We start from the raw sequence: 25,618 nt of genomic DNA on the forward strand, positions 1-25,618 counted from the left end.
AAAAATAACTTACGCCTTTTAGCAAGGGGATGCCGCGGCGCATGGGGCAGGGCAATTTCTGGAAACACTGGGGCATCGGCGCATTGCTGGTGGCGGGATTCTTCTGTGGGTTGCCGATGCATGTGTGGCAGCCGCTTCCTCTTTATCAGCCAGATCCGGTGGCGGCACTGACGCCGCAGCCTGGAGATCACTGGCAACTCAGTTTCGCGTCCGACGGCGACACGCTGCAGACCCACGCTTCATCACTGGTTGAATTGCCGGATGGCCGGCTGCGTGGCTTTTGGTTCGCCGGGTCCCGTGAAGGGGCGGCGGACGTCAGCATCCATTCCGCCGTGTTCGACCCAAACAGTGGCGAGTGGGGGCCGGAGCACGTGCTGCTGACCCGTGAACAGGTCAGCCAAGGCTTGGGTCGCCATGTACGCAAGCTCGGCAATGTGGTGCCGACGGTGGATGCCGATGGGCGACTGCGGCTGTACATGGTGGTGGTCAGCTTTGGCGGCTGGGGTGCCAGCCGGCTGGCGGTGGCGGAGTCCGACGGTGATGGCAGTCAGTGGCGCATCAGCGATGGTCTGGTGACCTCGCCGTTCCTCAATTTGAGCACGCTGGTGAAGGCGCCGCCGATTCGTTACGCCGATGGCACCATCGGCTTGCCGGTGTATCACGAGTTCATTGGTAAATACGGCGAGGTGCTGCGGCTCGATGAGTACAACCGCATCTTGTCTCGCTCGCGCATCGGCAAGCTGCGTGAATCGCTGCAGCCGCTGGTGCTGGTGGACAGTCCCCAGCAAGCGGTGTCGTTCCTGCGCAATGCGCGTAACAGCCGACCCGGCATCCTGTGGCGCAGTGACACCGACGACGGCGGCGAAAGCTGGACACCGCTGTTCGATGGTCAATTGCCCAACCCGGGGTCTGCGGTGGGTGGCGTCAGCCTCGGCGACGGCCATTGGCTGCTGGTGGTGAACAACAATGCGGTGGAGCGCGATGATCTGTACATCATGGAAACCCGCGACCGCGGCCAAAGCTGGTCCTCATTGCAAGCGGTGCATGACGACGCTGGCCTGCGCGATGACGACATCGATGCCGACAGCTTCCGCGCGCTGGTGATTGACCGCCTCAGCCGTTTCCGTGCCGGGCCAGTGACCGGTGAGCAATACCAGCGCGTGCTCACCGCCACCGAGCACAACAACTGCCGCCACGACGGCTGCCGTTCGCAATTCGATTACCCTTATGTGGTGCGCGCCAGTAATGGCGATGTGCACATCCTCTATTCCTGGAAAAAGACGTTGATCGCCCACGCTTGGTGGCGCGCCGACGGCCAGGACCCGCTGGCGTCAGCCGCGCGGGTTGCTCACCGGAGTCAGCCGTGATTACCAATACCTTGCTTGCATGGCCGTTCGCGTCGTTGATGGCGGGGTTGGTGGTGGCGTCGCTGCTATTGCGGCTGCTGCGCGTGCGTGCGCTGCACGTGGGCGTGCCATTGGCGATTGTGGTGGTGCTGGCCTCCGTGTTGCCGATGCCGTGGGGATTGGGCATGTGGGTGCGCAGCTACCTGGGCGAATTCAGCCTCACCATGGGTACGCTGGCGTTGTTGTTCATGCATCAGCGCCTCGGCGGCCGCGCGCAGATCGACGCCGGCCAGTTGCGGGCACTGTGCTGGGCGGTGACGCTCACCGCGCTGTGGTTCTACCCGATGAGCCTCGGCGCCAGCTACCTTGACCCCTATTCATTGGGCTTCGGTGATTGGCGCTTCAGCCTGGTGTTGCTGGCGCTCGGCCTGCTGGCCTGGCAGCGCGGTGCCTATGGTCTGTGCCTGCTGTTGGTGTCGGCGCAGCTGGGCTTCGGCCTGCGGGTGATGCCGTCCGACAACCTGTGGGACTACTTGATCGATCCCTGGTTGCTGTGCTGGTGCGCCGGCTGGTTAGTGCGTGATGCGGTATTGCGCCGCCGTGCCGCCAGCGTCGCCAGTGCGTACGACAGCGTGAACAACAGCAGATTGCCGAGCAGCCCAACGTAATAGAGATCGAATGGCAGCTGCCAGTGGCCGGGTAACCAGCCCTGGCGGCCGGCCAGCATCCACGCGGTGAACAGCAGGGTGGCACCGATGCCGCACCAGGCCGCTGCCGCGCCGCCGCGCTGAGAACGGATGCCAAGCACATACAGTCCCAGCAAGCCGCCGCCGAGCAGCGACGTGAGCAGATAGATCACATCCTGCAGCGTGTCGGTGGTGGCGCGCTCCAACAGCAGGGCACCACCGATCATCATCAGTGTCGACACCGACGACATCAGCCAGGCGGCCTTCAAATAGTGGCGATCCGATGCATGCGGACGGACCAGCCGCTTGTAGAGGTCGGTCACTGCCACGGTGGAAATGGCGTTGATGCCGGAGTCCTGCGACGACATCGCCGCCGCCAGCGCCGCCGCCAGCACCAGTCCCACCAGCCCTGACGGCAGATATGTGTTGATGAACCACGGGATCAACGCCTCGGCCTTGATCTCGCCAGCGAGAATGGCGTCTGGTATGGGCTGCGGCATCACTTGGAACAGGGCCCACAGTGCGGTGCCGAGGAACATGTAGAACGCCCACAGCGGCAGGCTGGTGGCGACGCATACCCACAGCGCCCGGTGTGCCGCTTGGTCGGAGCGGGCGGCGCAGAAGCGCTGCACCGTGTTCTGGTTGCTGGTGTATTCCGTTAGCCAGTTGGTCAGTCCCACCAGCAGCAGCATGGTGCCGGTTTTGGTGGTCAGCGACAGGTCCCAGCGCACCGGCTGCGGGTTGCCCTGCTGCCAGTCGCCGACGCTGAGTTTGTGTGCCGGCCACGCCAGTTCGAACACTTGCATGATGCCGCCGGGCAGCCATTGCAATACCACCACCAAGCACACCACACCGCCGAGCATCAGCGTCAGTGTCTGGATCACGTCGGTCCACACCACCGCCTCGATGCCGCCCGCCACGGTGTAGATGCCGACAAACAGGCCGGCGCAGATAATCGCAGTGGTCGGCGGCAGCCCGATAATCTGCTGCAGCAGCAGTGCCAGCAGCCACAGCACCGTCGCCAGTCGCACCCACTGGGCGATGACGAACACCGCAGCGGCATACACCCGTACTGAGGTGCCGAAGCGCTGTTCGAGAAATTCATAGGCGGTGGTGGCGCCGCTGGCGCGGAAGTAGGGCAGCACATAACGCGCCGCCCACCATACCGCCAGCGGCAGCATCAGCGTTGGCAGAAACCGCATCCAGTTGCTTTTGAACGCATCCGCCGGATAGGCGAGAAAGGTCACCGAGCTGATCGAGGTGCCGACCAACGACAATCCCAACGCCCAGCCGGGAAAGCCGCGGCCGCCGAGAAAGTAGCGTTCAGTGGTGCCATTGCCGCGCGAAAACCACAGCCCGAGGCCGAATACCAGCAGCAGGTAGCCGCCCAGCACCAGCCAGTCCAAAACACTCAATTGCACGCAGGGATCTCGCAGGCAGGACACGCAGGAAAGGAACGGGCCCGGCCATGGCCGGGCCCGTCGTTATTCAATCAGGACAGGATATAAACCCGCTCGGCTTGCTCGCCGCGCTCGGTGGTGTGGCTGCGGAAACGCACTTGCATGCCTTGCTGCAGCGCGCGGCGGCCACCGTTGCGTACCGCACGGAAGTGCACGAACACCTCGCGGCCATCAGCAGTGAGGATGAAGCCGAAGCCTTTGTTGGGGTTGAACCATTTCACTTCGCCTTCTTCGCCGCGCACCATGAACAGCGGCGCGCGCCACGGCAGCAGCGGCAGTGCATAAAGCGCTACCGGCAAGAAGAACAGCGCCACCAGCCACGGATTGTCGTGGTGACGGAACAGCTCCCAGTGGCTGGCCACAAAGGCGGTCAAGAACGCCAGCAGCGCCCCATGTACCCACTGGCGGCGGCTCGGCAGCCACAGCGCCAGCGCATTGAGCGCCGACGCTAGCAGCAGGCCGAGGCCAGCCTGGCGGCCAAGGATCGGAGATAAGGATGGCGCCTCGGAATCCGGCTGCCACGGCGTGCCGAGCAAACCGGCCAGCGCCGCCGGAGACAGCATCAGGGCTAGGCCTCCGACCGCCATCAGGAATGAGAACATCAAATAAAAGACGACAAGAGACTTGGCAATGGGCATGACGAAGCACTGTTTTATTGGCGTTGTTGTAGGAAACAAAAAGCCCCGGTAAATAAATGAATCAAGTTCATAAAATTTGCTGCATGGACGCCGTGCCATCAGCGAGTCAGGGAAGGGCTGTATTGTAATGAACGCAGCCCCAATTCCTATACCATTCTCGGGCTTGTTGCAAAGACCAAGGAGGCATCTTGCCGCACTGTTACCCATTTCTGAGTGATGCTTGGCAGCAGGCGTTACTGGACGCGGCGGTGGTGGCGCCGCATCCGGCGGCGCCGTGGCAACTGCTGGAAATGCCGCAGCCGCAGGCTTGGTTGCCGCTCTATTGCCGCCACGATTCATCCGGCGAGTACGTGTTCGATCAGCTGTGGGCGCAGGCGTCTCAGCGGGCTGGTCTGGCTTATTACCCGAAGCTGGTTACGGCAGTGCCGTACACGCCGGTGGAAGGCCCCCGCTGGCGCGCGCCGGCGCAGCGTGACGCCGGTGACTGGGTGATGGAACAAGTAGAGCAGGCACTGTCAGCCCGGCAAGCGTCTGGTTGGCACCTGTTGTTTGCCGAGCCGGCACAGCGCCAGCAGCTGGCCGGCGCGGGACTGATCGAGCGACTCGACTGCCACTTCCGTTGGTACAATCGTGATTATCAGAATTTCGATGATTTTCTAGCGGCATTGCAGTCACGAAAAAGAAAAAACATGCGTAAGGAACGCCAGCGTGCCCAGCATGGATTGCAGATCGAACGGGCGGTAGGGGAACAGATTCCGGCCACTTGGTGGCAAGCGTTTTATCCCTGCTATGCGCAGACCTATTTCGAGCGCGGGCGCCGCCCTTACTTGTCGCCGCGATTCTTTGATAGCGTGCAGCAGCGATTAGCGCCGCAGCTGATGATGGTGGCGGCCACCGCGCCGGGGCAGCCGCAGCCGTTGGCTACCGCACTTTACCTGTTTGATGACCACGCATTGTACGGCCGCTATTGGGGCGCGCTGGCAGCGCAGGACGCCCTGCACTTCGAGTTGTGTTACTACCAAGGCATCGAGTTTGCCATTGAGCGCGGGTTACGCAGCTTTGATCCCGGTGTGCAGGGCGAGCACAAGCTGCTGCGCGGCTTCGAGCCGGTGCTCACCGCATCGCTGCATTGGTTGCGGGAACCGCGCTTGCAGCAAGCGGTGGCGGACTTCTGCGGGCGCGAGGCACAGGCAGTGCGTAACTACCGTGACGACGCCCGTCAGTACTTACCGTTCCGCAGCGAGTGATGGGGACGGCAGCAGTGGTGGCATGGGGCATTCCAGCGTGGCGCACACCGCGCGTAGCAGTTCTGCTTCCGGTACTTGCACTTTGCCGTCGGTGAGCACGATGTCGGCACAGGCTTGCACCAGCGCCTGCTTCAAGCGTGGCGCCAGCAGGTTGAGCCGATTGAGCGCTTCGCCGAGCCATTCCAGCCGGCACACGGTGCGTGGCCGCAACGTGCTGCCGGCCGGCAGCAACACTCTTCCGCTGCGTTGAAATAAGTGTTCGGCGGCATCGCCGGTGGCGCCGCTGGCGTGCACCAGCACCGACAGCAGCAAGGTGAGCTCCGGGCCGACCTCGGCGTAGCGGTGATAAAGCACTGCCTTGCGGCCATCCCGTGGCAGCAATTGGTGGGTGACCAGCTGCAACAGCGTGAACTCAAACACACTGAAAGCAGTGTCTTGGCGCAGCAATGAGGTTAGCGCCTGCAGCGTTTGTTGGCGTGCGTCCAGCGACTGTTCGCGCAACGCCGGTAGCGCCAAATCCACCAGTGGCAGACGCATGCGCGGCCCGAGCGGACGCAGTAGCGGCAGCCAGTGTGCCAGCGCCGCCTGCTGTGGGTGTGCCGCCAGCATCCCCGCGCCGGCACTGCCGGCATTGGCCACCATCAGGCTCATCAGGATGTCGCGGGCGCTGTCCGCCTCACGCAGGCCGGCGCGCACCGGCGGCGGGATCATGTCCACCAAGCTTTGGGCGTAGCCGAGGTGAGCCGGCGTCACGGTGCCGACTTGCGCGGCCACGGCCGCGCCGCTGAACGCCATAGCGCTGCCGGCCGCGGCCAGGTGCGGCTGGGGTTGCTGCGGGTCCGGTGTCGCAGCACGACGCGCCGAAACCCGTGCCCGTGCCAGCCATTGCGGGCCGAGTGCGGCCAGCCGTTCATCCAGCTCCGGGTGGGTGGCCAGCCAGCGACGATGGGCGGCAAGCGGGTTGCCGAAGCACATATGGCTCATGTCCTCGGCATACACCGAACGCAGCTCGGTGCCGGCACCGTTGCGCAGTCGCGTCAGCGCGCCGGCGAGGCCGGCCGGGTTGCGGGTAAATTGCACCGCGCCGGCATCCGCCAGCATCTCCCGCTGCCGCGAAATCGCCGCCTTGATCAAGCGGCCGAATAGCAGCCCAAGGTAGCCGATCAGTACCAGCAGCAGCCCAACCACCAAGAACAGCGCGCCGCCGCTGTCCTTGTTGCTGTTGCGGCTGTGGCGCTGGGACGCGGACAGGTGGAAGGCGTTGCGCATTAGGAAGCTGCCGAGCTTGCCCAAGGTCAGGATGCCGGCCAACAGCGCCACTAAGTGCAGGTTAAGGCGCATGTCGGCGTTGAAAATGTGGCTGAATTCGTGGGCGATCACGCCCTGAAGCTCGTCCCGTGGCAGTTGTTCCAGTGCGCCACGGGTGACAAACAGGCAGGCGCGGGAGGTCTGGTAACCGGCCACCATGGCATTGATGTGAGGTTCGTTATCGAGCACATACAGGCGTGGCATTGGCAGGCCGGCGGCAATGGCCATTTCTTCCACCACGTTGATCAACTGGCGCTCCTGCGGTGCATCGGCGCCAGCAGTAACCGCGCGCGCCTTGAGTAGGCGCGCCAGCCCTTCGCCGCCATCGCGCAGCTGCCACAGCTTGGTCAGTGAGCCAGCGGCCACCACCGCCAGCACGGTCAGACTGGCTACCAGCGCTGGGCCGTCGCGCAGCCAAGGACCAAGCGGCGGTACCTTGCTGTCTAGGTAGGCGTGCAGCAGGTAGAACCCAGCCACCACCGCCACCATGGTCAGCAGCACGGCAAGCAGGAAGTAGCCCACTAGCACCAGGCTGCGGCGGCGGGCGCGCGCCTGCTGTTCGAAGAAACTCATGCCGAAACGGTCAGAAGCTTACGCGCGGCGCGCGGCGCGCCTCCGGGGTGTCCAGCGTCAGCGGTTCGGCCGGCGTGAAGCGGCTCTTGAACAGGCCAGCAATGATCGAGTTGGGGAATTGCTCGCGGTAGGTGTTGTAGAACATTACCGCATCGTTGAACGCCTGGCGGGCGAAGCCGACTCGGTTTTCAGTGGAAGACAGCTCTTCCATCAGCTGGCGGATGGACTCGTTGGCGCGCAACTCCGGGTAGTTCTCCACCACGGCATTGAAGTCCATCAACGAACGACGCAGGGCGGTTTCGGCTTGGCCGAGCGCATCGATGGCGACGCCATCTTCCGGCGCGCGGCTGGCGCGCTGGCGGGCGCTGTCGGCGCTGTTGCGCGCTTCGGTGATGCGGGTGAGGGTGCCGGCTTCATGCTCCATGTAGGCGCGCGCAGTGTCCACCAGGTTGGGAATCAGGTCGTAGCGGCGTTGCAGCTGCACGTCGATCTGCGCAAAGGCGTTGCGAAAGCGGTTGCGCAGGGTGATCAGGCGGTTGTAAACGCCCACTGACAGCACCAAGGCCAGCAGTAGAACAGCAAGTGTCACGTAGGACGTCATCAGCAGTGTTTCCCTTATCCAGCGACCCCCAATGGTCAGCCTCCAAGGCTAGCGGAAGCGGCCCCGCCACACCAAGCCTGTGGCACCGAAATGCCGCATGGTTCGCTTGTTAGGACAGCAACGGGCCGCGGCCAGCCGGGCCGCCGCGGCGGCGGGGGAATGTGCTATGCTCGCCGCCCGATTAATCACCGCCAACTGTGAGTGGACCCCGAGCCATGACGCAACCGCGCCAGATCTACAAAGTGATCTTCCTGAATCAAGGGCAGATCTATGAGATCTACGTCAGCAACATCTACCAAAGTGACCTGTACGGGTTCATCGAGGTGGAGGAGTTCCTGTTCGGCGAGCGTGCCCAGATGGTGGTGGACCCGTCCGAGGAGCGCCTCAAGAACGAGTTCGCTGGCGTGCAGCGCTCGTTCATCCCGGTCAATGCGGTGATCCGTATCGACGAAGTGGAAAAAGAGGGCATTGGCAAGATCCTCGACGCCGGCCCCAATGGCAACATCCACGCCTTCCCGATGCCGATTGGGCCCAATACCCGCAAATAATCCGCTGTGACCGGAAACCGGACTCGGTTTCCGCGCCTTCCCTTCAGCCCCGTGCGCGGCTTTGGAAAGATGTGCCCCTCGCTTTGTTGTGGGGGACAACATGAGTACTTTGCCGTTATGGCGGCTGTGGCCGCTGGCCACTTTGCTGCTGGTCGCCTGTGGCGACGATCGCACTGCACTGGCCACCGGTGTGGATGACCGACCACAAACCTGTTTTTGGCATGATCTTGGCACCGGCTTGCCGGGCACGTCCGGCGGTCAGGATCCGCTGGGTCATTATTGGAGCGCACATTTCAACTGGTGGCCCGGCGCTGAGCTGGCATTGGTCGGTGCTATGGCTCCTGAGCTGTCACTGACCAGCTACGTTGAAGGCCGGCCCGACCACCGTCTGAACGCTGCTGAGCTGGTGCCGCTGGCCGGCGCCGGTGGTCCGTTCGCGTTGCCTGCTGGCGCAGCTGAAGTGCCGATGTACCGTGTGCCGTTGATGCTTGGCCCGGTACCGGACCGCCCCGATCAAAACGTGCTTTACGCCCAGCCTGGCGCCAACGGACAGGTGGTACTGCTCTACCGTGCCTCGGTGCAAACCGGCGGCGCTACACCGCCACCGAAGATGACGGTGGCAGGCATCGGTGGCGACTTAGCTTGCAGTTGGCTCAAAGCAGAGTTGAAGGCGCCGCAATGGGCGGCGCCAGTTGATCCCGGTCCCGACCCCGGTCCCGACCCTGGTCCCGACCCTGGTCCAGATCCCGGTCCCGATCCTGGTCCCGACCCGGGTCCAGATCCCGGTCCAGACCCCGGTCCAGATCCTGGTCCCGACCCGGGTCCAGATCCCGGTCCAGACCCCGGTCCAGATCCTGGTCCCGACCCGGGTCCAGATCCCGGTCCAGACCCCGGTCCAGATCCTGGTCCCGACCCGGGTCCAGATCCCGGTCCAGACCCCGGTCCAGATCCTGGTCCCGACCCTGGTCCAGATCCCGGTCCCGATCCTGGTCCCGACCCTGGTCCAGATCCCGGTCCAGACCCCGGTCCAGATCCTGGTCCCGACCCTGGTCCAGATCCCGGTCCAGATCCTGGTCCCGACCCTGGTCCAGATCCTGGTCCAGATCCCGGTCCAGACCCCGGTCCCGAGCCTGGTCCCGACCCTGGTCCAGATCCCGGTCCCGAGCCTGGTCCCGACCCTGGTCCAGATCCCGGTCCCGAGCCTGGTCCCGACCCTGGTCCAGATCCCGGTCCAGATCCCGGTCCAGACCCTGGTCCGGATCCTGGTCCGGATCCTGGTCCCGACCCTGGTCCGGATCCCGGTCCCGACCCCGGCCCCGGCCCCGGCCCCGGCCCCGGCCCCGATCCGGCGCCCCAAACCTGTTTCTGGTACGGGCCTGGCACGGACGCTGAGGAGGAAGAGGAAAGCGCTAGCCCGCCGGACAAGCACGCCCGGTATTGGGCCGCTCACTTCCGTTTGCCGGCACAGCGGGAAGTGGCGCTTGAGGGTGACTTCCCGGCGGCCCGCGCGCTGTCGCTGACCAGCTATGTGGATGGCCGTGAATACCATGCCCTGCAGGACACCGACATTGCGCCCTTGCCTGGCGCGGTCAATCCGTTTGTGGCGTTGGCGGCTAACCAAGCGGATGACGAGCCGTCGGCGTCCATGGCGTACCGGGTGCATGTAGTCGCGGGTCCTAAACCGGAGACGGCGGCGGCCAACACGCTTTACGTCGAGCCCGGCGCGGAGGGTGAGGTCGTGGTGATCTACCGTATTTACCTGCCCAGCGATGAGGCGTTTGATGACGCCGAACTGCCGCCGGAAGTACGGGTGGACGGCCTCGGTGGCGAGCAGGCGTGCGCGCAGTTAAATGCCCAGCTAAAACCGCCGGCCGGTGAGTTGATCAGTGTGGCGCAGTACAGCGCACTGCGCGGCATGCCCAGCCCGGCCAGCAATCCGCCGCGCTTCCGTGCAGCGTTCAATCCGCAGGTGAACCTGCTGTGCGCGTTTGCCGGGCAGGCGGAGCACTGTCGCGATGGAGACCGGCCGCCCCGTTTGGATGGGCTGTACGCCACTTCTCACAACCAGTACGCCTACACCCACCTGGATCGAGGGTTGGGGCCAGTGGTTGTGCTCTATGGGCGCTTGCCCCGCACACCGTCCAATACGCCCAAGGGGACGCCATTGGAGATGCGCTATTGGTCCTTGTGCCAAAGCGAGTTTTTCTCGCTGACGGTGGCGGATTGCCTGCACGATGGTCAGCTGCATTTGGATCAAGACGATCACTATGTGGTGGTCACCAGCCTGCCGGAGGACCGGCCGGCTAATGCCAGCGCCGAGTGCGGCGTCAATTACTTGGCATGGCCGCAACATGGCGATGGTTTTGGCGTGGCGGCGCCGCTGGGGCAGGACGATCCTGAGCGCGGCTTCGTGGTAATGCGTAACCTACTGACTGCGCCGGACTTCGCGCACGCGATTTACCGCACCGAGCGCCAAGGCGATGAAGCTGATGTGATGGGGGAGTATTTGCCGCAAGCGCGCTATCTGGAGCGCGGAGTGTTTGAGAGTCTGGTGGGCTGCGAGGGGGCGCCATACCAAGCGCTGTCGGCGCAACTGCGCTAGTCGGCAGCCGGCATAAAAAAAGGGCTGAACCCTGCGGTTCAGCCCTTTTTCGATATGGTGGCTACGGGTGGATTTGAACCACCGACCCCAGCATTATGAGTGCTGTGCTCTAACCAACTGAGCTACGTAGCCTTGATCGAGGCCGCGCATTTTCGATGAGCGTCGCGGCACTGTCAAGCATTGAGCGCCCTGGTGTCTGCCAAGACATCTGCAAGGGTCCACTCGGTGACCGGTTCCGCCCCCCTTGTTTACCAGGTTTCAGCGGTCTTTGTCCGCACGGCCAGCCTGATTGTCGCGGTGCGGTTCTGCAGGCTCTGCCTCGGCGGGCGGCGCTGACTTGATGCGCAGTGGAGCACCGCTGCGAACCACTTCCGGGGCCGCTCCCCGGCGCGTGGCCTGGATCAGCCGGGCGCTGAGCGCACCTTCCGGCAGCGCGGCGAGGAAGCGTCGCGGCATGTGGCGTAACTGTGCTTGGGGATTGAGGCGGTTGGGATTGAAGGTACTGCTGAAATAGCGCTCCCACATCGGATCGCCTTCGCCGGCAGCGCCGCGTGCAGCGGAGGCCCAATCTGGCGGGCACTGTGCCAGCCAATGCACCTGCTCGCCATCACCGTGCAAGGCACCGTCGTCCGGGGTGGCCAGCAGCCAGCGGCGACGACCAAGGCGGCCGTGAAAGTGGTCGCCGACCCAGCGCAGTATTTGATGGCGTGGTTGGTGCCAGCCGATCAGGTCCAGCGGCAGGCCGTCGGGAGCGGGCTGGAAGCGCACAAAGGCGTGCATGTGGTGCACCTCGCGCCGCACCGCGGTGAGGCGCTGCACCAGCTGGCTGCCATCGGCATCGCCCGCCAACATGGCACTGCGGTCACCTTCGGCGACGCGCCATAGCACCCGGTAGAGCAAATTCCAGCGCTGTTCGATGCGGCAGGCGGCGGCGCGCTCCAGCTGTGCTAACAGTGTTTTGGGCACCCGCGGACCAGCGCGCACCGGCGCCGGCAAGTTGCCGCCGTCGCTGAGCAGGCTGGGCTGCGCGGCATCGTCCCAATGCACTTGGTGCGGCGGCAGCTGCGCGCGGTACAGCGCCCGCGCCTGATCGCGCCAAGCGTTGAAATCAGCGGCGTGGCCGGTCCAGCTCATCGGTCGGCACTGGCCGAGTGGTGCGTCGCTGGCCTGGGCGGCAATGCTGTCACCGGTGCGAGACTCATCCCCACAGCCCCAGTTGTTCTGGCACCGGGTCTCGCAGTTGCCGTGCCAAGCGTGCCGACTCCGGTTCGGCCCTCGAAGGCCGGTAATCGCGGGTGACAATGAATGGCTGCGCTTTGCGTACCACGCAGCGCAGTCGCACCAGATCATCGAAACACACCGCCCGTCGCCTGCGCAGCATCACTAGGCGCTGGGCGCTGCGCAGGCCAATACCGGGCACGCGCGCAATCAGCTGTTCGGGAGCAAGGTTGAGGTCCACCGGGAACTGGTCGCGGTGGTTGAGCGCCCAGGCCAGTTTTGGGTCTAGATCCAGTGCCAGCGTGGTGGTGCCGGCCAGCAATTCACCCGCGCCGAAGCCGTACAGACGGATGAGATGGTCAGCTTGGTAGAGACGGTGTTCGCGCAGCAGCGGTGGCGGTTGGTGCGGCACGGTGCCGGGGGCGCCGGGGATCGGGCTGTAGGCCGAGTAGTACACGCGCCGCAACTTGAAGCGCTGATACAGGTTTTCGGCGGTGGTCAGCACCTGCGCATCGCTGCTGTCGTCGGCACCGACGATCATTTGCGTGCTCTGGCCAGCGGGTGCCAAGCGTGCCGGTTTACGGCCGCTGAAGCTGGGGGTGGCGTGGCGGTGGGTTTCGCCGGCTTGGTGAATGACCCCCATGGCCGAATGAATGGTGGACAGGCTTTTCTCTGGTGCCAGTCGCTGCAGTCCTTCCTGCCGCGGCAGCTCGATATTGACGCTGACGCGATCGGCATAGCGGCCAGCGGCGGCCACCAGCGCTGGGTCCGCCTCGGGGATGGTCTTCAGGTGGATGTAACCGCGGAACTGGTGTTGCTCGCGCAAACTGCGCGCCACTGCCACCAGTTGCTCCATGGTGTAATCCGGCGAGCGGATGATGCCGGAACTGAGGAACAGCCCACTGACGTAATTGCGCTGGTAGAAGTCCAGCGTCAGCCGCACCACTTCATCGACGCTGAAGCGGGCGCGGGGCACATCGCTGCTGCGGCGGTTGATGCAGTACTGGCAGTCATACAGGCAGAAATTGGTCAGCAGGATCTTGAGTAACGCCACGCAGCGGCCGTCCGGCGTGTAGCTGTGGCAGATGCCGCCGCCGGTGGACGCACCGAGGCCCTCGCGGTTGCGCGAGTTGCGCTTCGGCGCCGCGCTGCTGGCGCAGGAGGCGTCGTACTTGGCGGCATCGGCCAGCAACGAGAGTTTGGCGATCAGCTCCATGGTTCCAAATTCACTGTCCAAAAGGTCAGTATTGGATGATACGGAGAAGCGGGGCGCCGGGTAAAGCGGTATGGCGAAACAGGTACGGTGGTGCGGGCACGGGGCCTGTTTTTGTGCCGACAACACAGGCCCCGTTCGGTCACTGCATCGGGTCGAACAAGCGCAGGAAACCCACCAGCTCTGCCAGCGATCCCTGTAGCCGCACATCGCTGCGCAGGAAAGCGACGCCGGGGTTGCGCAGTTGGGCACTGACCTCCTTCCACAGCCAGGCCGGCAACGCAAGGCGGATGTCCGCCCGCTCGGTGCGGCCTTCCTTCACGACCAGCACGCCATTGCGCAGCGTTAGGTGCCAGGCCTCGCCTGAGTCGGTGAATTCGAACGCCACCGTCAGCTGGCGCTGCCCGGCGCGTTCAGCGTTCAGCGACACCCGCATCGAGGTGAACAATTGCGCCAGCGGGATGCTGTGCACGGTGGCCGCCTCCACCGGCGTGCGCACCCCGGGTTGCAAACCGTTGAGCACTTCTTCCGCTTGGGTCAGATAGTAGTGGCGGGCGTTGGCATTTTGGCTCTGCTCGCCGAGCCGGGTCAGCGCGTGCGCGTGCCAGTTGCGGACCTGTTGATCCTGTTGATTCAAATCGTTGAGCGCGCGCGCCAGCTGCAAGGCCCAGCTCCATTGCTGCGCGGCAATTGCATCGCCCAGCGCCTGCTTGAGGGGGGTGTCGCGCTCGGCCAACTGCGCCAGCAAGGCGGAGCGTTCTGCTGGCGGCAACGGTGCCAGATCAGTGGCATCGCCGCTGAACCAACCCAAGTAGCCGTCGAAGATGGCGCGCACCGACCAGTCCACCTGACCGTAGAACGGTTGCAAGTAAGGTGACGCGGCCAGCTGCGGCGGCAGCTGCACCTGCTCAACGATGCGTTCTGGAGTGAGGCCACGGTTCATCCAGTACACCGTTTGGTCGTGCACATATTGCATCGCATCGCGGTAGTCGGTGAGCGCGCTACGGATCGCCTCGGCGCCGTGCAGTGGCCGGCCGTGGGACGGCACCAAGTGCTCGATTGGGAATTCCAGCATGTGGTCGATGCTGGCCACCCACTGGTCGACGTCGCGCGGGTGAGTGCCGCGCAGCGTGTAGAGGTTGGGGAAGGCGCGGTAGAAGTTGTCGCCCGGTAGCAGCGTGCGCTGCTGCGGCAGCCACACGAACAGTTGGTCGTCGGTTTCGCCGGGGGCGTGGTGCAGTTCCAGCGTCAGTCCTGCCACCTGCACCACGCGCTGTCGGTCCACGGTTTCGGTGGGCAGGCGCAGATCCACGTGGCGTTCGGCGTTGATGCCGAGGAAGGGGCCGATGCCGGCGTTTTCCAGCGCACTGCCTTCCAAGTGGCTGCCGAACATGCGCGCCGAACGCACCGCCATCACGGGCCGGATCACATTGACGATGTCATGGATATAGCGCGCCGTGGAGCGGTGGGCGTACACCGGCACCTGGCCGTCGGGGTCGAAGGCGCCGGCGCCAAAGATATGGTCGACGTGGTTATGGGTATAGACGATGGCGGCCAGCGGCTTGTCGGTGACGGTGCGAAACGCTGCCAGTGCCTCGGCAGCTTGCTCCCGGGTTTCCAGCGTGTCGACCACGACGATGCCGTCGCCGCCTTCCAGCAGGATGCTGTTGGCAAGGCCGAAGCCCACCGCCACATGCACGCCCTCGGTGACATGGATTAGCTCGCGGCGGAATTCGGCGCTGTGAGCGGCCAGTTCGGCTTGGGCTGCGGCGTTGGCGGACGGCGCCGGGGCGCCGTCCGAACACGCGCTTAGGGCACCGGCGAGCAGTACCAGCGAGGTTATCAAACGAGCGGTCATGGTGTGCTCCTCAATGGCCATCACAGCGCCGCCAATGCGGCCAGCGCATCAGCCAGATGCTGGCGCGCCAGCGCGTCGGCGAGGTCGACTTGCAGCTGCTGGTAGCGCGCCGCGTCAGCGCCCAACTCGCCGAGTTGCTCACCCACCGCCAAAGCGTCCGGCAGCTGTGCCAGCAAGAGGCTGACCTGATTGAAGTTGGCGTCCACGGCATCGCTGTGCCAGCCTGGATCAGCGGCGCTATCGCGGTGGTTCTCCAACCGCAGCGTCATCGCGCGCAGCAAATCATCGACCATGCGCCGCCATTGATGACTGGCGGTGGACAGCCCGAAGCGGGTGATGCCGCCGTAAGCGCGATAGCCGAACTCGGCGAAGCTCTCCAGCTGCAAGGTGGTGCCCGCGCGTTGGATCAGTGCATCTGACAGCACACGGCGGATCGGCGAGTTGCCCATGTATAGATCACCACTGTTGGCCGAGGACATCACCGCCACACTCTCTTCCAGCGCTGGTGTGCTGTGCAGCACGCTGCCATCGGCGCGGTCCAGTACCACCTGCGCCAGTTGGAATGGCAATACCCGGCCGGGGCCGGCCTCCCAGCCGAAACCGGCCTGGGCCACAATGCCATTGGCGGTGACACCGGCGAGCACCATGTTGGCGGTGTCGGTGCGGTAGCTGAATTGGCTGTTACCCTGACCGCGCATTACCAGTGTCAGCAAGGCGCCGAGCCGCTGGTGCAGTGCGGTACTGGCGCTACCGTCAGTCAGTGGACTCAGGTCAAACACGCCGGGCAGGTTGCTGCGCCACGCCGGCTGGCCGCACTGCTGGCCATCGCCAGCGCAGTGGCCTTGATCAAACCACTTGATGATGTGAGTGCCGGTAGCGGCGTAGATTTCCTGGCGCTCATCGTCCACCGCGATCGAGCCCACCACCTGTCCAGCGTGCGTGTCGGCCTCCCAGATGCGCTGGCCGGTGGCCGCGTTGACAGCGATCACCAGTCCGGCGTCATCAGCTACGTAAATACGATCGCCGGTGGCGTTCAGGGCCGGTGTCGACGCGCTGCCGCCGTCGAAATGCTGCTGCCACTGGACATTAAATTGCAGCAAGCCGTCACTGTTGGTGCTGACTGCCAGTCCGTACAGCGCGCCTTTTTCGGACACACCGTCCCGGTAGCCGTCGGCCTCATCCGGCGCGGTGCTGGCAATCACTACTTGGCCGGTGACTGGGTGGATGCTGAAGTAGTTGGCCACTTCCACATCGCCGCCGAGGATCAGGTTGGTGATATCGGCAAAGCTCTGCAGATCGTTGAACAGGTGGCCGATAATGCCTTCCAGCTCAGCCATGAACAGTTCCGGCTTCACTTCGATCGGCGGCCGCGGCGGCGGGCTGCCCGGCAGCTGATAGGCGGTCGGTGTGAGCAGCCGGCCGTCGGCCAGCGCATGGCCGACCACCGCGCCGTTGCCGAACACGGTCAGGATGCTGCCGGTGGCGGGGTGGTAGTTGGCGCCGAACGAACGCGACAGTACGGTGCTGCGGCCAGGATCACGCGGCAGTCCGGTGGGCGTGGCCCACAACAGGTTGCCGTGGCTGTCCACCGCCATGACTTGGTCGAAGCTGGCAGCAATGATGATGTGCTCACCCGGTTGCTGCGGATGATTGAGAATAATAGGTGCACCGCCTTGGCCGAACTGCCGTCCGCCCATGGCCCACAGCCGGGCACCCGTGCGGCCATCGAATTTCACCAGCCACACGTCTTCTTTAGGGTCAGTGGGCACGGCATAACCGTTGCCGGCGTCATCGAAGGTGGCGCCCTCCGGCAGGTACAACTCTGATTCTGCTACCCACGACGCTTGCATCGGCTGGGCGATAGCAGTGTGGACGGTGTCGCTGTTGACCGCGTCAGCGTGCAGGGTGCGGTAGGCGCCGCGTCCGCCCCAGACCGGGTCGGCCGGTGCCGCGAGCCGGGGGCCCTGCGGCTGCCACTGCGACACCTGCGCTGGCGGTGTGACCACCGGCAGCAACAGCTCGTCCAGTACCGGGTGGATGCTGCTGCCGCGGGTGATCAGGTGTTGGCGCACAGCATCCGGGTGATGGTCGAGAGCAATGTGGTGTGCGAACTGCTCGCCCGCACCGGGCAGCACTAGCTGCGGCGGCACCGGCGTCGGCGCTGTCGTGCTGCGGTGCGAAGACGAGGAGCCGCCGCAGGCACTGAGGGCCAGAGCGACGGCGGTGGCCAGCAACAGCGGGCGTAAACTCGGTTGGAAGGACGGCAAGCCGGACACGGTGATTCTCCCCAAGTGGTCCATAGTGGCCTCCGAGTCTGGATGGCGCCGTCGCTGAACTCTTGCTAGCGTTGGCCAAAAACTTGTGCAAAGTGGCCAACATCATGAGCAGCACCACCATCGCCGTGTGGCTTCACGCGGTCCTCAATGCTTTGCAGGCACGTGGGCTTGATGCCGACGCGTTGGCGGCGGCGGCCGGCTTGGCGCGTGCGCGCCAGTGCGATCCGATGGCACGGGTGCCGGTGGCGGCGATGACGCGGCTTTGGCAAAGCGCAGAGCAAGCCAGTGGTGATGCGGCCTTCGCGCTTGATGTGCCGGCCCATTTCAGCCCTACCTATTTCCAAGCGCTGGGGGTGGCGTTGGTGTCCAGTGCCACGGTGCGTGAGGCGTTGCACCGGGTGGTGGCGTTCTACCGGCTGGTGTCCGACAGCGTTGAGGTCTGTTTGCAACACAGCGGTGCCCACACCGCGCTGGTCATCCGCGCTAGCGGTGCGCCCGACAGCGTTCATCCGGCCGCGGTAGAAGCGTTCATGGCGGTGCTGGTGGATGGCTTGGTGCGCACGGCGCGGGTGCCGGTGCGACCGGTGCAAGCGCAGTTGATGCGGGCGCCGTGCGCAGCGCCACGGTTTGCCGAGTGGTTTGGCAGCGTGCGCTTTGGGGCCGCTGAGCACCGCCTGTTGTTCGAGCGCCACGGCCTGGAAACACCGCTGCTGACCGCCAACCCGTCGCTGGCCGCCCACGCGGACCGCGAGCTGCATCGCACCTTGGCGGCACAGCAGGGCGATCCGCTGCTGGTGACCGTGCAAGTGCTGCTGTGGCGGGCTCTGTGTGAACAGCAGCAGTTGCTCGACCAAGATGCGCTGGCGGCGCAACTGCATCTATCCACCCGCACCTTGCGCCGGCGCCTGCAGCGCGCCGGCACCCGCTTGCAGACCCTGCAGACAGCGGCGCGTAAACGGCGGGCGGCGGAGTTGTTGTTGGCGGGCGAGCCGGTGGGGCAGGTGGCGGCAGCGCTCGGCTACCAAGATGCGGGTAATTTCTCCACCGCCTTCCGCCGTTGGTACCGTTGTGCGCCGCGCACTTTCCAACAACGGGGTGGCCTGCCATTGAAATAATTAAACTGAATAATAAAAAAATGTCGCGATCAATTGCGCCCGCGTTGCAGATGCGTATAATCCGCCGCGTGTTAATTACTGCGGAGGCCCCCAGAGTGGGCACTTGTTCGAGTCACAGTTGTCAGCAGGCCTGGGCCTGCACCTTCTCGGCAAGATAACGCGCAGCAACACTGCCGTGATCGCGCCGGGAGCGCGAGGCGGCACGTCGAAGTCACACCCTTCCTTCGTTCGTACCTTCCTCTGAAAGACGCATAGCCACTGATTCGGCCTAGCCGTGCAGTGCTTTTCTGTGGTCCGTCCATGTGCTTCGGGGTCTTGCCCGTAGTGAACTCGTGCCCGTCGTCCGTGCGATGACGGTGCTACCGATGACGTTGATGGAGGCCGTTATGGACCCCGAACCTGGCAGTTGTCGATTTTATTGTTTTGCCAAAATTCATTTTAAGAATCCGGATTATTTATCGGAGGCTGACGCACGCCTTTAATCAGGCCGGTGCCGCCCCCGATAAATGATTCGGAGGGAGATGCACCATGTTTGATTTCCACCACGCGGCCGATCGCGCCGCCCGTCGGGCAGCCTTCATCCGTGCCACCGCACGCCTGACCTCTCTCTCTCTGACTGCCTCTGCGGCGTTGCTGCCGCTGTCTGCCCAAGCCGGGCGCCCATGGAATACCGACGACGCCGGTGTGATCGATGCCGGGGCCTGCCAACTGGAAGCCTGGACTGAGCAAGTACGCCATGACGGCCATACCGCGCCGGCCTACTGGCTGAACCCGGGCTGCACGCCGGTGGAGCGTACCGAGTTGTCATTCGGCGTCGGCTGGGATGATGACGACGACACCCACCTGACCGCTTGGCAGGTAAAGCACCAGCTGCGCGACCTGTCCGATCAAGCCCCCGGCTTTGCGCTGTCACTGGGCAGCGACCGCGACCGCCGCATCCACGACGACTTGCTCGGCGACATGACCTTCAACGGCATTACCAGTGTGCCGCTACAGGGCGAGGCGCTGGTGGCGCACGTGAACTTGGGTGTGACTCATCACCGCGACGAGGATCACGGCTGGGAAACCCGTGCCAACTGGGGCAGCGCGCTGGAATGGCAATGGCTGCCGCAGACCCACATCGGCGCGGAGATGTTCGGCCTCGGCGGCCAGCGTCCAAGCTGGCAGCTGGGCGCGCGCCATGAACTGCTGGCCGACCGCTTGCAGCTGGATGTCAGCTTCGGCGCCCCGGTGGGCCGCTGGCACGAAGAGCGCACCCTGACCTTGGGTGTGGTGGTGGTGAGCCCGGCGTTCCTGCACTGAGTGCGGCGCCGGAGCTGGAAGGAGAACGACAATGAACCGCAATGACTTGCTCAACCGCCTGAAAATGACCCTGCGTGCCGGCGACGTGCACGCGTTCGCGCTGGCGGTACTCAACACCCCCCATGCCGACCTTGCCGATGCGCTCGCTGATGAGCCGATCCGCGATGTCATGAACATGCTGATGGCACTGCCGCAAACCCAGCGCGCCGGCCTGTTTTCCTACCTGCCGCAAGAGCAGCAGGATGCGCTGATCGGCATCATGCCGAAGGACACCGTGGTGCGGCTGTTCGAGCACCTGCCGTCCGATGATCGCGCCGACATCTTCAACCGTCTCAGCCATGCCGCGCAGAACCAGCTGCTGCCGGCGATGGCCAAGGTGGAGCGCGAGGATCTGCTGAAAATGGCGTCCTACCCGGATGGCTCGGTGGGCGCAGTGACCTCGTCCGATTACGCCGTGGTCAGCCCCGACAGCACCGCCGCCCAGGCGTTGGCTTACCTGCGCACCCACGCACCGGCTAAAGAGACCATCTATGTGGTCTACGTGCAGGACGCGCAGAAACGGCTGCTCGGCACGCTGTCGCTGCGTGAGCTGGTGCTGGCGGCGCCGGAGCAGAACATCGCCGACCTGATGCGGCCGGATCCGATCTACGCCCGTGCCGAATGGCCGGCGGAGCAGGCCGCTGCGTTGATCCGTCGCTACGACCTGCTGGCGGTGCCGGTGATCAACGGCGGCCAGCGCATGATCGGCATCGTCACCGTGGACGACGCCATGGACATCGAGAAAGAGCAGGATGCCACCTCGCTGTCACGCTTCGGCGGCAGCGCCACGCTGGAAGGGGACGACCTCGATCTGCGTGAATCCAGCTTCGGCAAGATCGTCAAAACGCGGCTGTTTTGGCTGGTGATCCTGACGTTCTTCGGCGTCATCACCAGCACCTATGTGTCTCATCAGGAGGACATCCTCAGCGAAGTGTTGGTGCTGGCGGCGTTCATCGCACCGATCGTCGACATGGGCGGCAATACTGGCAGCCAGTCGGCCACGCTGGTGATTCGCTCCATGGCGTTGGGTGAGTTGACGTTGCGCTGGAAGGATATTTGGTTTGTCATCAAGCGCGAATTGCCGGTGGCGCTGACCATGGGCGTGGTGATCTGCTTGCTGGAAGCGGTGCTGGCCTACTTCTCCAAGGGCGTCGGCATTGAAGTGTTGGCCACCGTCGGCCTGTCGATGTTGGCGTGCACCGTGATCGGCGGCGTGGTGGGTGCCATGCTGCCGTTCCTGGCGCGTCGCATCGGCACCGACCCGGCGACGCTCAGCTCGCCGTTGATCACGTCGGTGATGGATTTGGTGGGCGTGTTCATCTACTTCGGTTTTGCCTACCTGTTCCTTGGCGATTTGTTGGTGGCCAACTGATCGGCGCGGGTACCGGGTTACAAGGGCCGGTATCACCGGCCCTTTTTTATTCATGCGGTTGTCATTCAGCCAAGGGAGCATGCTCGCATGCAAAGCATTGCCAATATCAATCTCATGTCCTTGGCCGACACCACCGTCAGTCTGCTGGTGGCGTTCGTGCTCGGCGGCATCATCGGGCTGGAACGGCAGGTGCGCCAACGGACCGCCGGGCTGCGCACCAACGTGTTGGTGTGTGTCGGCGCCGCGCTGTTCGTGGATGTCGGCGTGCGCTTTTTCCAACTGCATGGCGGCACCCCGAGCCCGCTGCACATCGTCGCCTACGTGGTGTCCGGGGTCGGCTTCCTCGGCGCCGGCGTGATCATGCGCGAGGAAGGCAACGTGCGCGGCATCAACACCGCTGCCACGCTGTGGGGTTCGGCCGCCGTGGGCACCGCAGCGGGTGCCGACTTGATCCTTGAAGCGCTACTCGGTGCTTTGTTCGTGCTGGCGGCCAACACGCTGCTGCGGCCGGTGGTGAACCGCATCGATCGCCAGCCGATTGACGTGGAAACTGTGGAAGCCACCTACACCGTGTGTGTAATCACCCCGCGCGAGCACCGCGATCAAGCGCTGGCGCTGCTGGAAACCGTGTTTGAAACCGCCAACATTCCGCTGCGCGATGTGGACATCAACCCATTCGGTGAAGAAGAACTGGAAATCGAAGCGGTGCTGGTGCCGACCTCCATCAGCGGCGACCTGCTCGACAGCCTCACCGCGCGCCTGCGCCGTGCCCGTTACGTGTCGCAAGCGTTCAGTACTGCCAGTACCAGCGAGTGATCGAGCGTTACCGGGAGTTACTTCGGGGCGTTCGACGGCGGCCGGGTGGGTAGCCCGGTAACGTCGACCGCCGCGCACCCGGTAACACTGCCGACCGTCATGCTCACCGCACTCCGGTAGACGCTGTTTTTATCACCTCCCTGTGCCCGCCCCGAGCGCTTCCCGCATCGCTGAACGCCAGCAACGGCGCGTGTTTCACCGGTTTTTACCAAAGTAGGTCTGGGCCATGGAAAGAGGGGGGTGTGAATACCCCCTGGGGGTAATACCGACGCCATGGCTGCCACTGAGACGCTGCACCCCATCGACGTGTCTGGTTCCACGATGAGGCTGCACCATGACCATAACAACAATGTCTCGGCCGCTGTGCCGTCACCACGCGCTGGTATTGGCCGTGGCACTGGCCGGTACCCCGGCGCTGGCGTTTGAATTCGAGCGCGGTGACCTGCGCGGAGAGCTGGATAATCACATCAGTGCCGGCATCGGCTGGGCGCTGAGCAACCCGGATAAATCGCTGATCGGCGTCGGCAACGGCGGCACCGCATCGACGTTGTCGTCCGATGACCACCGGCTGAACTTCAACAAAGGTGATGTCTACACCCAGGTGTTTAAGGGCCTGCACGGGCTGACGCTGGAATACGAAAATGTCGGCTTGTTCGTGCGTGGCCAGTGGTGGTACGACGTCGAGCAGCAGGACCGTCACCAGCGCCTGTATGACATCAGCAACAGTGGCCGTTACCGTTACGCGCGCACCTCCGGCATTGAGCTGCTTGATGCCTACGCTTTTGCCCGCTGGCAGTTGGGCGGTCAAGACGGTGAAATCCGCGTTGGCCGCCAAGTGGTGACATGGGGTAACGACGACTACACGCACGCGCTCAATGATCTGTATGCCTACAACGGCAACGCCTACCGCCGTCCAGGCATGATCCTCGAAGAAACGCTGATCCCGGCGCCGATGGTGTACCTGACCCAGCAACTCGGTAACGACGTCAGCGTCGACCTGTTCTACCAGTTCGGCTGGGAGAAAATGGCGGTCAGCAACTGCGGCACCTTCTTCGCCACCACCGAAGTGGTGCAGGACGGCTGCGTCACCGGCAACCTGATTTACGGCAGCGATTTCCGCCCCAATGATCCCGATTACCTCTACATCCCCCGTTACGCCGACAACACCCCCAAGGACGGTGGTGAGTACGGCGTGGCGTTGCGCTGGAAAGAAGCCGCCCTCAAGGATACCGAGTTCGGCCTGATCGCCAGCCGTTATCACAGCCGCTCACCGTTCTACAGCACCATCGCCAGCAGCGTGCTGGATGTGACCGATCCGCAGTTCGATCCCAACCTGGTCGGCAACTCGCCGCTGGCCGGCTACACCGTCGACTACCCGGAGAGCATCGAGCTGTACGCGGCCACCTTCCGCACTGAATTGGCCGAGGGCGCCACCAGCTTTTCCGGTGAGCTGAGTCTGCGACCGAACATGCCGTTGCAGGTAAACAGTACCGATCTGACCTACACCGCATTGGGCATTGACGCCATTGCGCAGCAGACCATCGGCGCGCCGATCAGCCCCACCGTGCTTAACGGCGATGCGGTGTCCGAGGGCAAGCACCTGCGCGGTTACCGCCGTCTGCCGGTGTCGCAAGTGCAGTTGGCGTTCAGCCAGTTTCTGCCCGGCGCGTTCGGCGCCGATTGGTTCTTGTTCATGAGCGAGGTGGCGTGGAACCACATCAGCGACCTCAAGACCGGCCCCGGTGCAGTGCGTTTCGGGCGCGATTCGATCTACGGCTACGGTGAAGTGGGCGTGCCGGGGCTGTGCGAAACGCTGCTCAACACCGACAACCCGCAGCACTGCAACGGTGATGGCTTCCACAGCCGCGACTCCTGGGGCTACCGCTCGGCGTTTATTGCTGACTTCGCCGATGTGGGCGGCGGTGTCGGGCTGCGCCCGATGCTGGTGTGGACCCACGACATGCATGGCTGGGGCCCCAATTTCAACCAAGAAGCGAAGTCCATCGAGCTGTCCGTGAGCGCCCGTTACCGCGATCGCTACAGCGCCACGGTGACGGTGAAAGACTACTTCGGCGGCCGCTACAACACCTGGGTGGACCGCGATTTTGTGTCGCTCAGCGTGGGCATGAGCTTCTGACCGCGCCGGCGGTATCCGGTATCCGGGCCCGGCGGTCCGGCTGACAACCTCAAGGAGAAACAGTGTGAAAGTATTGGCGATCGGCGGTGGCGGCAGCATGGGGCGCGCCGCAGTGCGGGCGATGAAAACCTTCGATTTCGTTGAGCAAGTGGTGCTGGCTGGTATCGACCACCAACGCGCCGGGCGCTTCGCCGCGTCGCTGAATGACCCACGCTTTTCGGCGCGCTTCCTCGACATTACCGACGGCGCCGACCTGCGCGCAGCGATCCGCGAGTGCGATGTGGTGATTAACTCCGCCGGGCCGTTCTTCCGTTTCGGTGTGCCGGTGCTGCAAGCCGCCATTGATGAAGGCAAGCACTACTGCGACATCTGTGACGACTGGCAGCCGACGCTGGACATGCTGGCGCTGCACGAACAGGCCGCCAACAAAGGCATCACTGCTGTGATTGGCCTAGGCGCCAGCCCCGGTATCGCCAACATGCTGGCTATGAAAGCCGCCCAGCAACTGGACGACATTCACACCCTGTACTCCGCTTGGCGACTGTCCAACGCCCACAACGAAGACGACGGCTTCTTTGAGGAAGGCGAAGCCGGCGCCAGCGCCGATGCGGCTGCCGTACATCTGGTGCACTGCCTCACCGAGACCATCCCGCTGGTGCAGGACGGCAATGTCGAAGAACGCCTGCCGCTGGAGCAGCGCAGCTTCAACTACCCCGGTTACGGGCCGCTGGATCTTTGGAGTATCGGCCATCCAGAAGCGGTGACCTTCCCGCGCCGATTCCCAGCGCTGCGCAATTGCATGAACGGTATGCTTGGCGTCGGAGTTCTCGTGGACGATCTGCGTGCGCTGGCGGACCAAGTGCGTGCCGGCGCCATGACGGTGGACCAAGCGGCGGCGGTGCTGATGAGCGACGGCGGCCGTGACCAGCGGCGCGAGCGGCTGATGGAAGGCGAAGACGACAATGCCATCGGCATTATGGCGTTTGCGCAAGGCACCAAGGACGGCCGTGAGCGCCGCGTTGGCGCCACCTTGCGTCAGGTGCCGGCTGGCGGCATGAGTGCGGTGACCGGCATTCCGCTGGCACTGTTCCTGCCGCTGTTGCAGCAGGGTGCGATCCAAGGCCACGGAGTGTTGTCGCCGGAGCAAGCGGTGGATCCGGATGCCTTCTTCGCGCTGCTGGATGGTTTCACCGGCCCGGATGGCTGCGGCCTGATGGTGTCCTGCGAGGACTGAATCTGAGTGGTGCCGTGTCGGCGCCGGAT

At 64.3% G+C, this 25,618-nt stretch carries 18 protein-coding genes and 1 tRNA gene; 10 read left to right on the plus strand and 9 right to left on the minus strand.

Going from position 1 to position 25,618, the window contains the following annotated elements; translation table 11 throughout:
* The first annotated feature begins 41 nt into the window (after positions 1-41).
* Positions 42-1,367: an exo-alpha-sialidase gene (locus tag AB5I84_RS04075; protein ID WP_369454580.1), complete on the plus strand. Its 1,326-nt coding sequence runs from the start codon at positions 42-44 to the stop codon at positions 1,365-1,367.
* A gap of 508 nt (positions 1,368-1,875) precedes the next feature.
* On the opposite strand, the gene AB5I84_RS04080 is transcribed toward AB5I84_RS04075, so the two are convergent.
* Together AB5I84_RS04080 and AB5I84_RS04085 are read right to left on the minus strand one after the other, a co-directional pair.
* Positions 1,876-3,453, minus strand: a complete 1,578-nt coding sequence (locus AB5I84_RS04080; RefSeq protein ID WP_369454581.1) for a sodium:solute symporter family transporter — start codon at positions 3,451-3,453, stop codon at positions 1,876-1,878.
* A 71-nt stretch (positions 3,454-3,524) separates the two neighbouring features.
* Positions 3,525-4,055 carry a cold-shock protein gene (locus tag AB5I84_RS04085; RefSeq protein WP_369454582.1) on the minus strand — a complete coding sequence of 177 codons (531 nt, stop codon included), beginning with the start codon at positions 4,053-4,055 and terminating at the stop codon, positions 3,525-3,527.
* Positions 4,056-4,318: 263 nt separating this feature from the next.
* On the opposite strand from AB5I84_RS04085, the gene AB5I84_RS04090 reads away from it, so the two are divergent.
* Positions 4,319-5,377 (plus strand): GNAT family N-acetyltransferase, encoded by a 1,059-nt coding sequence (locus tag AB5I84_RS04090; RefSeq protein WP_369454583.1) that lies wholly within the window; start codon positions 4,319-4,321, stop codon positions 5,375-5,377.
* Here the strand turns inward: AB5I84_RS04090 and AB5I84_RS04095 are convergent.
* Both AB5I84_RS04095 and AB5I84_RS04100 read right to left on the minus strand, forming a co-directional pair.
* The gene (locus tag AB5I84_RS04095) at positions 5,357-7,258 is read right to left on the minus strand and encodes a M48 family metalloprotease (protein ID WP_369454584.1); all 1,902 of its coding nucleotides are present in this window, start codon (positions 7,256-7,258) and stop codon (positions 5,357-5,359) included. The two genes, AB5I84_RS04090 and AB5I84_RS04095, sit on opposite strands and share 21 nt — an antisense overlap.
* A gap of 10 nt (positions 7,259-7,268) precedes the next feature.
* Positions 7,269-7,859: a LemA family protein gene (locus tag AB5I84_RS04100; protein ID WP_369454585.1), complete on the minus strand. Its 591-nt coding sequence runs from the start codon at positions 7,857-7,859 to the stop codon at positions 7,269-7,271.
* A 215-nt stretch (positions 7,860-8,074) separates the two neighbouring features.
* On the opposite strand from AB5I84_RS04100, the gene AB5I84_RS04105 reads away from it, so the two are divergent.
* Positions 8,075-8,407: a DUF1820 family protein gene (locus AB5I84_RS04105; RefSeq protein WP_369454586.1), complete on the plus strand. Its 333-nt coding sequence runs from the start codon at positions 8,075-8,077 to the stop codon at positions 8,405-8,407.
* A gap of 1,474 nt (positions 8,408-9,881) precedes the next feature.
* Positions 9,882-11,009, plus strand: a complete 1,128-nt coding sequence (locus AB5I84_RS04110; RefSeq protein ID WP_369454587.1) for a hypothetical protein — start codon at positions 9,882-9,884, stop codon at positions 11,007-11,009.
* 55 nt (positions 11,010-11,064) lie between these two features.
* Here the strand turns inward: AB5I84_RS04110 and AB5I84_RS04115 are convergent.
* The 5 genes from AB5I84_RS04115 to AB5I84_RS04135 form a co-directional block, all read right to left on the minus strand.
* A tRNA-Met gene (locus AB5I84_RS04115) sits at positions 11,065-11,141 on the minus strand.
* A 126-nt stretch (positions 11,142-11,267) separates the two neighbouring features.
* Positions 11,268-12,143 carry a TIGR03915 family putative DNA repair protein gene (locus AB5I84_RS04120; RefSeq protein ID WP_369454588.1) on the minus strand — a complete coding sequence of 292 codons (876 nt, stop codon included), beginning with the start codon at positions 12,141-12,143 and terminating at the stop codon, positions 11,268-11,270.
* A gap of 64 nt (positions 12,144-12,207) precedes the next feature.
* Positions 12,208-13,443, minus strand: a complete 1,236-nt coding sequence (locus AB5I84_RS04125; protein ID WP_369454589.1) for a putative DNA modification/repair radical SAM protein — start codon at positions 13,441-13,443, stop codon at positions 12,208-12,210.
* A 139-nt stretch (positions 13,444-13,582) separates the two neighbouring features.
* The gene (locus AB5I84_RS04130) at positions 13,583-15,298 is read right to left on the minus strand and encodes an alkyl sulfatase dimerization domain-containing protein (protein WP_369454590.1); all 1,716 of its coding nucleotides are present in this window, start codon (positions 15,296-15,298) and stop codon (positions 13,583-13,585) included.
* 20 nt (positions 15,299-15,318) lie between these two features.
* Positions 15,319-17,574, minus strand: coding sequence for an outer membrane protein assembly factor BamB family protein (locus AB5I84_RS04135; protein WP_369454591.1), 2,256 nt, complete (start codon positions 17,572-17,574; stop codon positions 15,319-15,321).
* Between the two features lie 104 nt (positions 17,575-17,678).
* Here AB5I84_RS04135 and AB5I84_RS04140 point away from each other — a divergent pair, with 104 nt between their 5' ends.
* The 6 genes from AB5I84_RS04140 (at position 17,679) to AB5I84_RS04165 (ending at position 25,589) form a co-directional block, all read left to right on the plus strand.
* The gene (locus AB5I84_RS04140) at positions 17,679-18,689 is read left to right on the plus strand and encodes an AraC family transcriptional regulator ligand-binding domain-containing protein (protein WP_369454592.1); all 1,011 of its coding nucleotides are present in this window, start codon (positions 17,679-17,681) and stop codon (positions 18,687-18,689) included.
* 528 nt (positions 18,690-19,217) lie between these two features.
* A complete protein-coding gene (locus tag AB5I84_RS04145; RefSeq protein ID WP_369454593.1) occupies positions 19,218-19,991 on the plus strand; it encodes a PA4824 family protein in 774 nt (257 codons plus the stop codon).
* 31 nt (positions 19,992-20,022) lie between these two features.
* On the plus strand, positions 20,023-21,402 hold the full coding sequence (gene mgtE, locus AB5I84_RS04150) for a magnesium transporter (protein ID WP_369454594.1): 1,380 nt from the start codon (positions 20,023-20,025) through the stop codon (positions 21,400-21,402).
* A gap of 87 nt (positions 21,403-21,489) precedes the next feature.
* On the plus strand, positions 21,490-22,218 hold the full coding sequence (locus AB5I84_RS04155) for an MgtC/SapB family protein (protein ID WP_369454595.1): 729 nt from the start codon (positions 21,490-21,492) through the stop codon (positions 22,216-22,218).
* A gap of 334 nt (positions 22,219-22,552) precedes the next feature.
* The gene (locus AB5I84_RS04160) at positions 22,553-24,355 is read left to right on the plus strand and encodes a DUF1302 domain-containing protein (protein ID WP_369454596.1); all 1,803 of its coding nucleotides are present in this window, start codon (positions 22,553-22,555) and stop codon (positions 24,353-24,355) included.
* Positions 24,356-24,419: 64 nt separating this feature from the next.
* A complete protein-coding gene (locus AB5I84_RS04165) occupies positions 24,420-25,589 on the plus strand; it encodes a saccharopine dehydrogenase family protein (RefSeq protein WP_369454597.1) in 1,170 nt (389 codons plus the stop codon).
* Positions 25,590-25,618 lie beyond the last annotated feature (29 nt).

The sequence above is a fragment of the Alcanivorax sp. REN37 genome (assembly GCF_041102775.1).
GTDB lineage: Bacteria > Pseudomonadota > Gammaproteobacteria > Pseudomonadales > Alcanivoracaceae > Isoalcanivorax > Isoalcanivorax beigongshangi.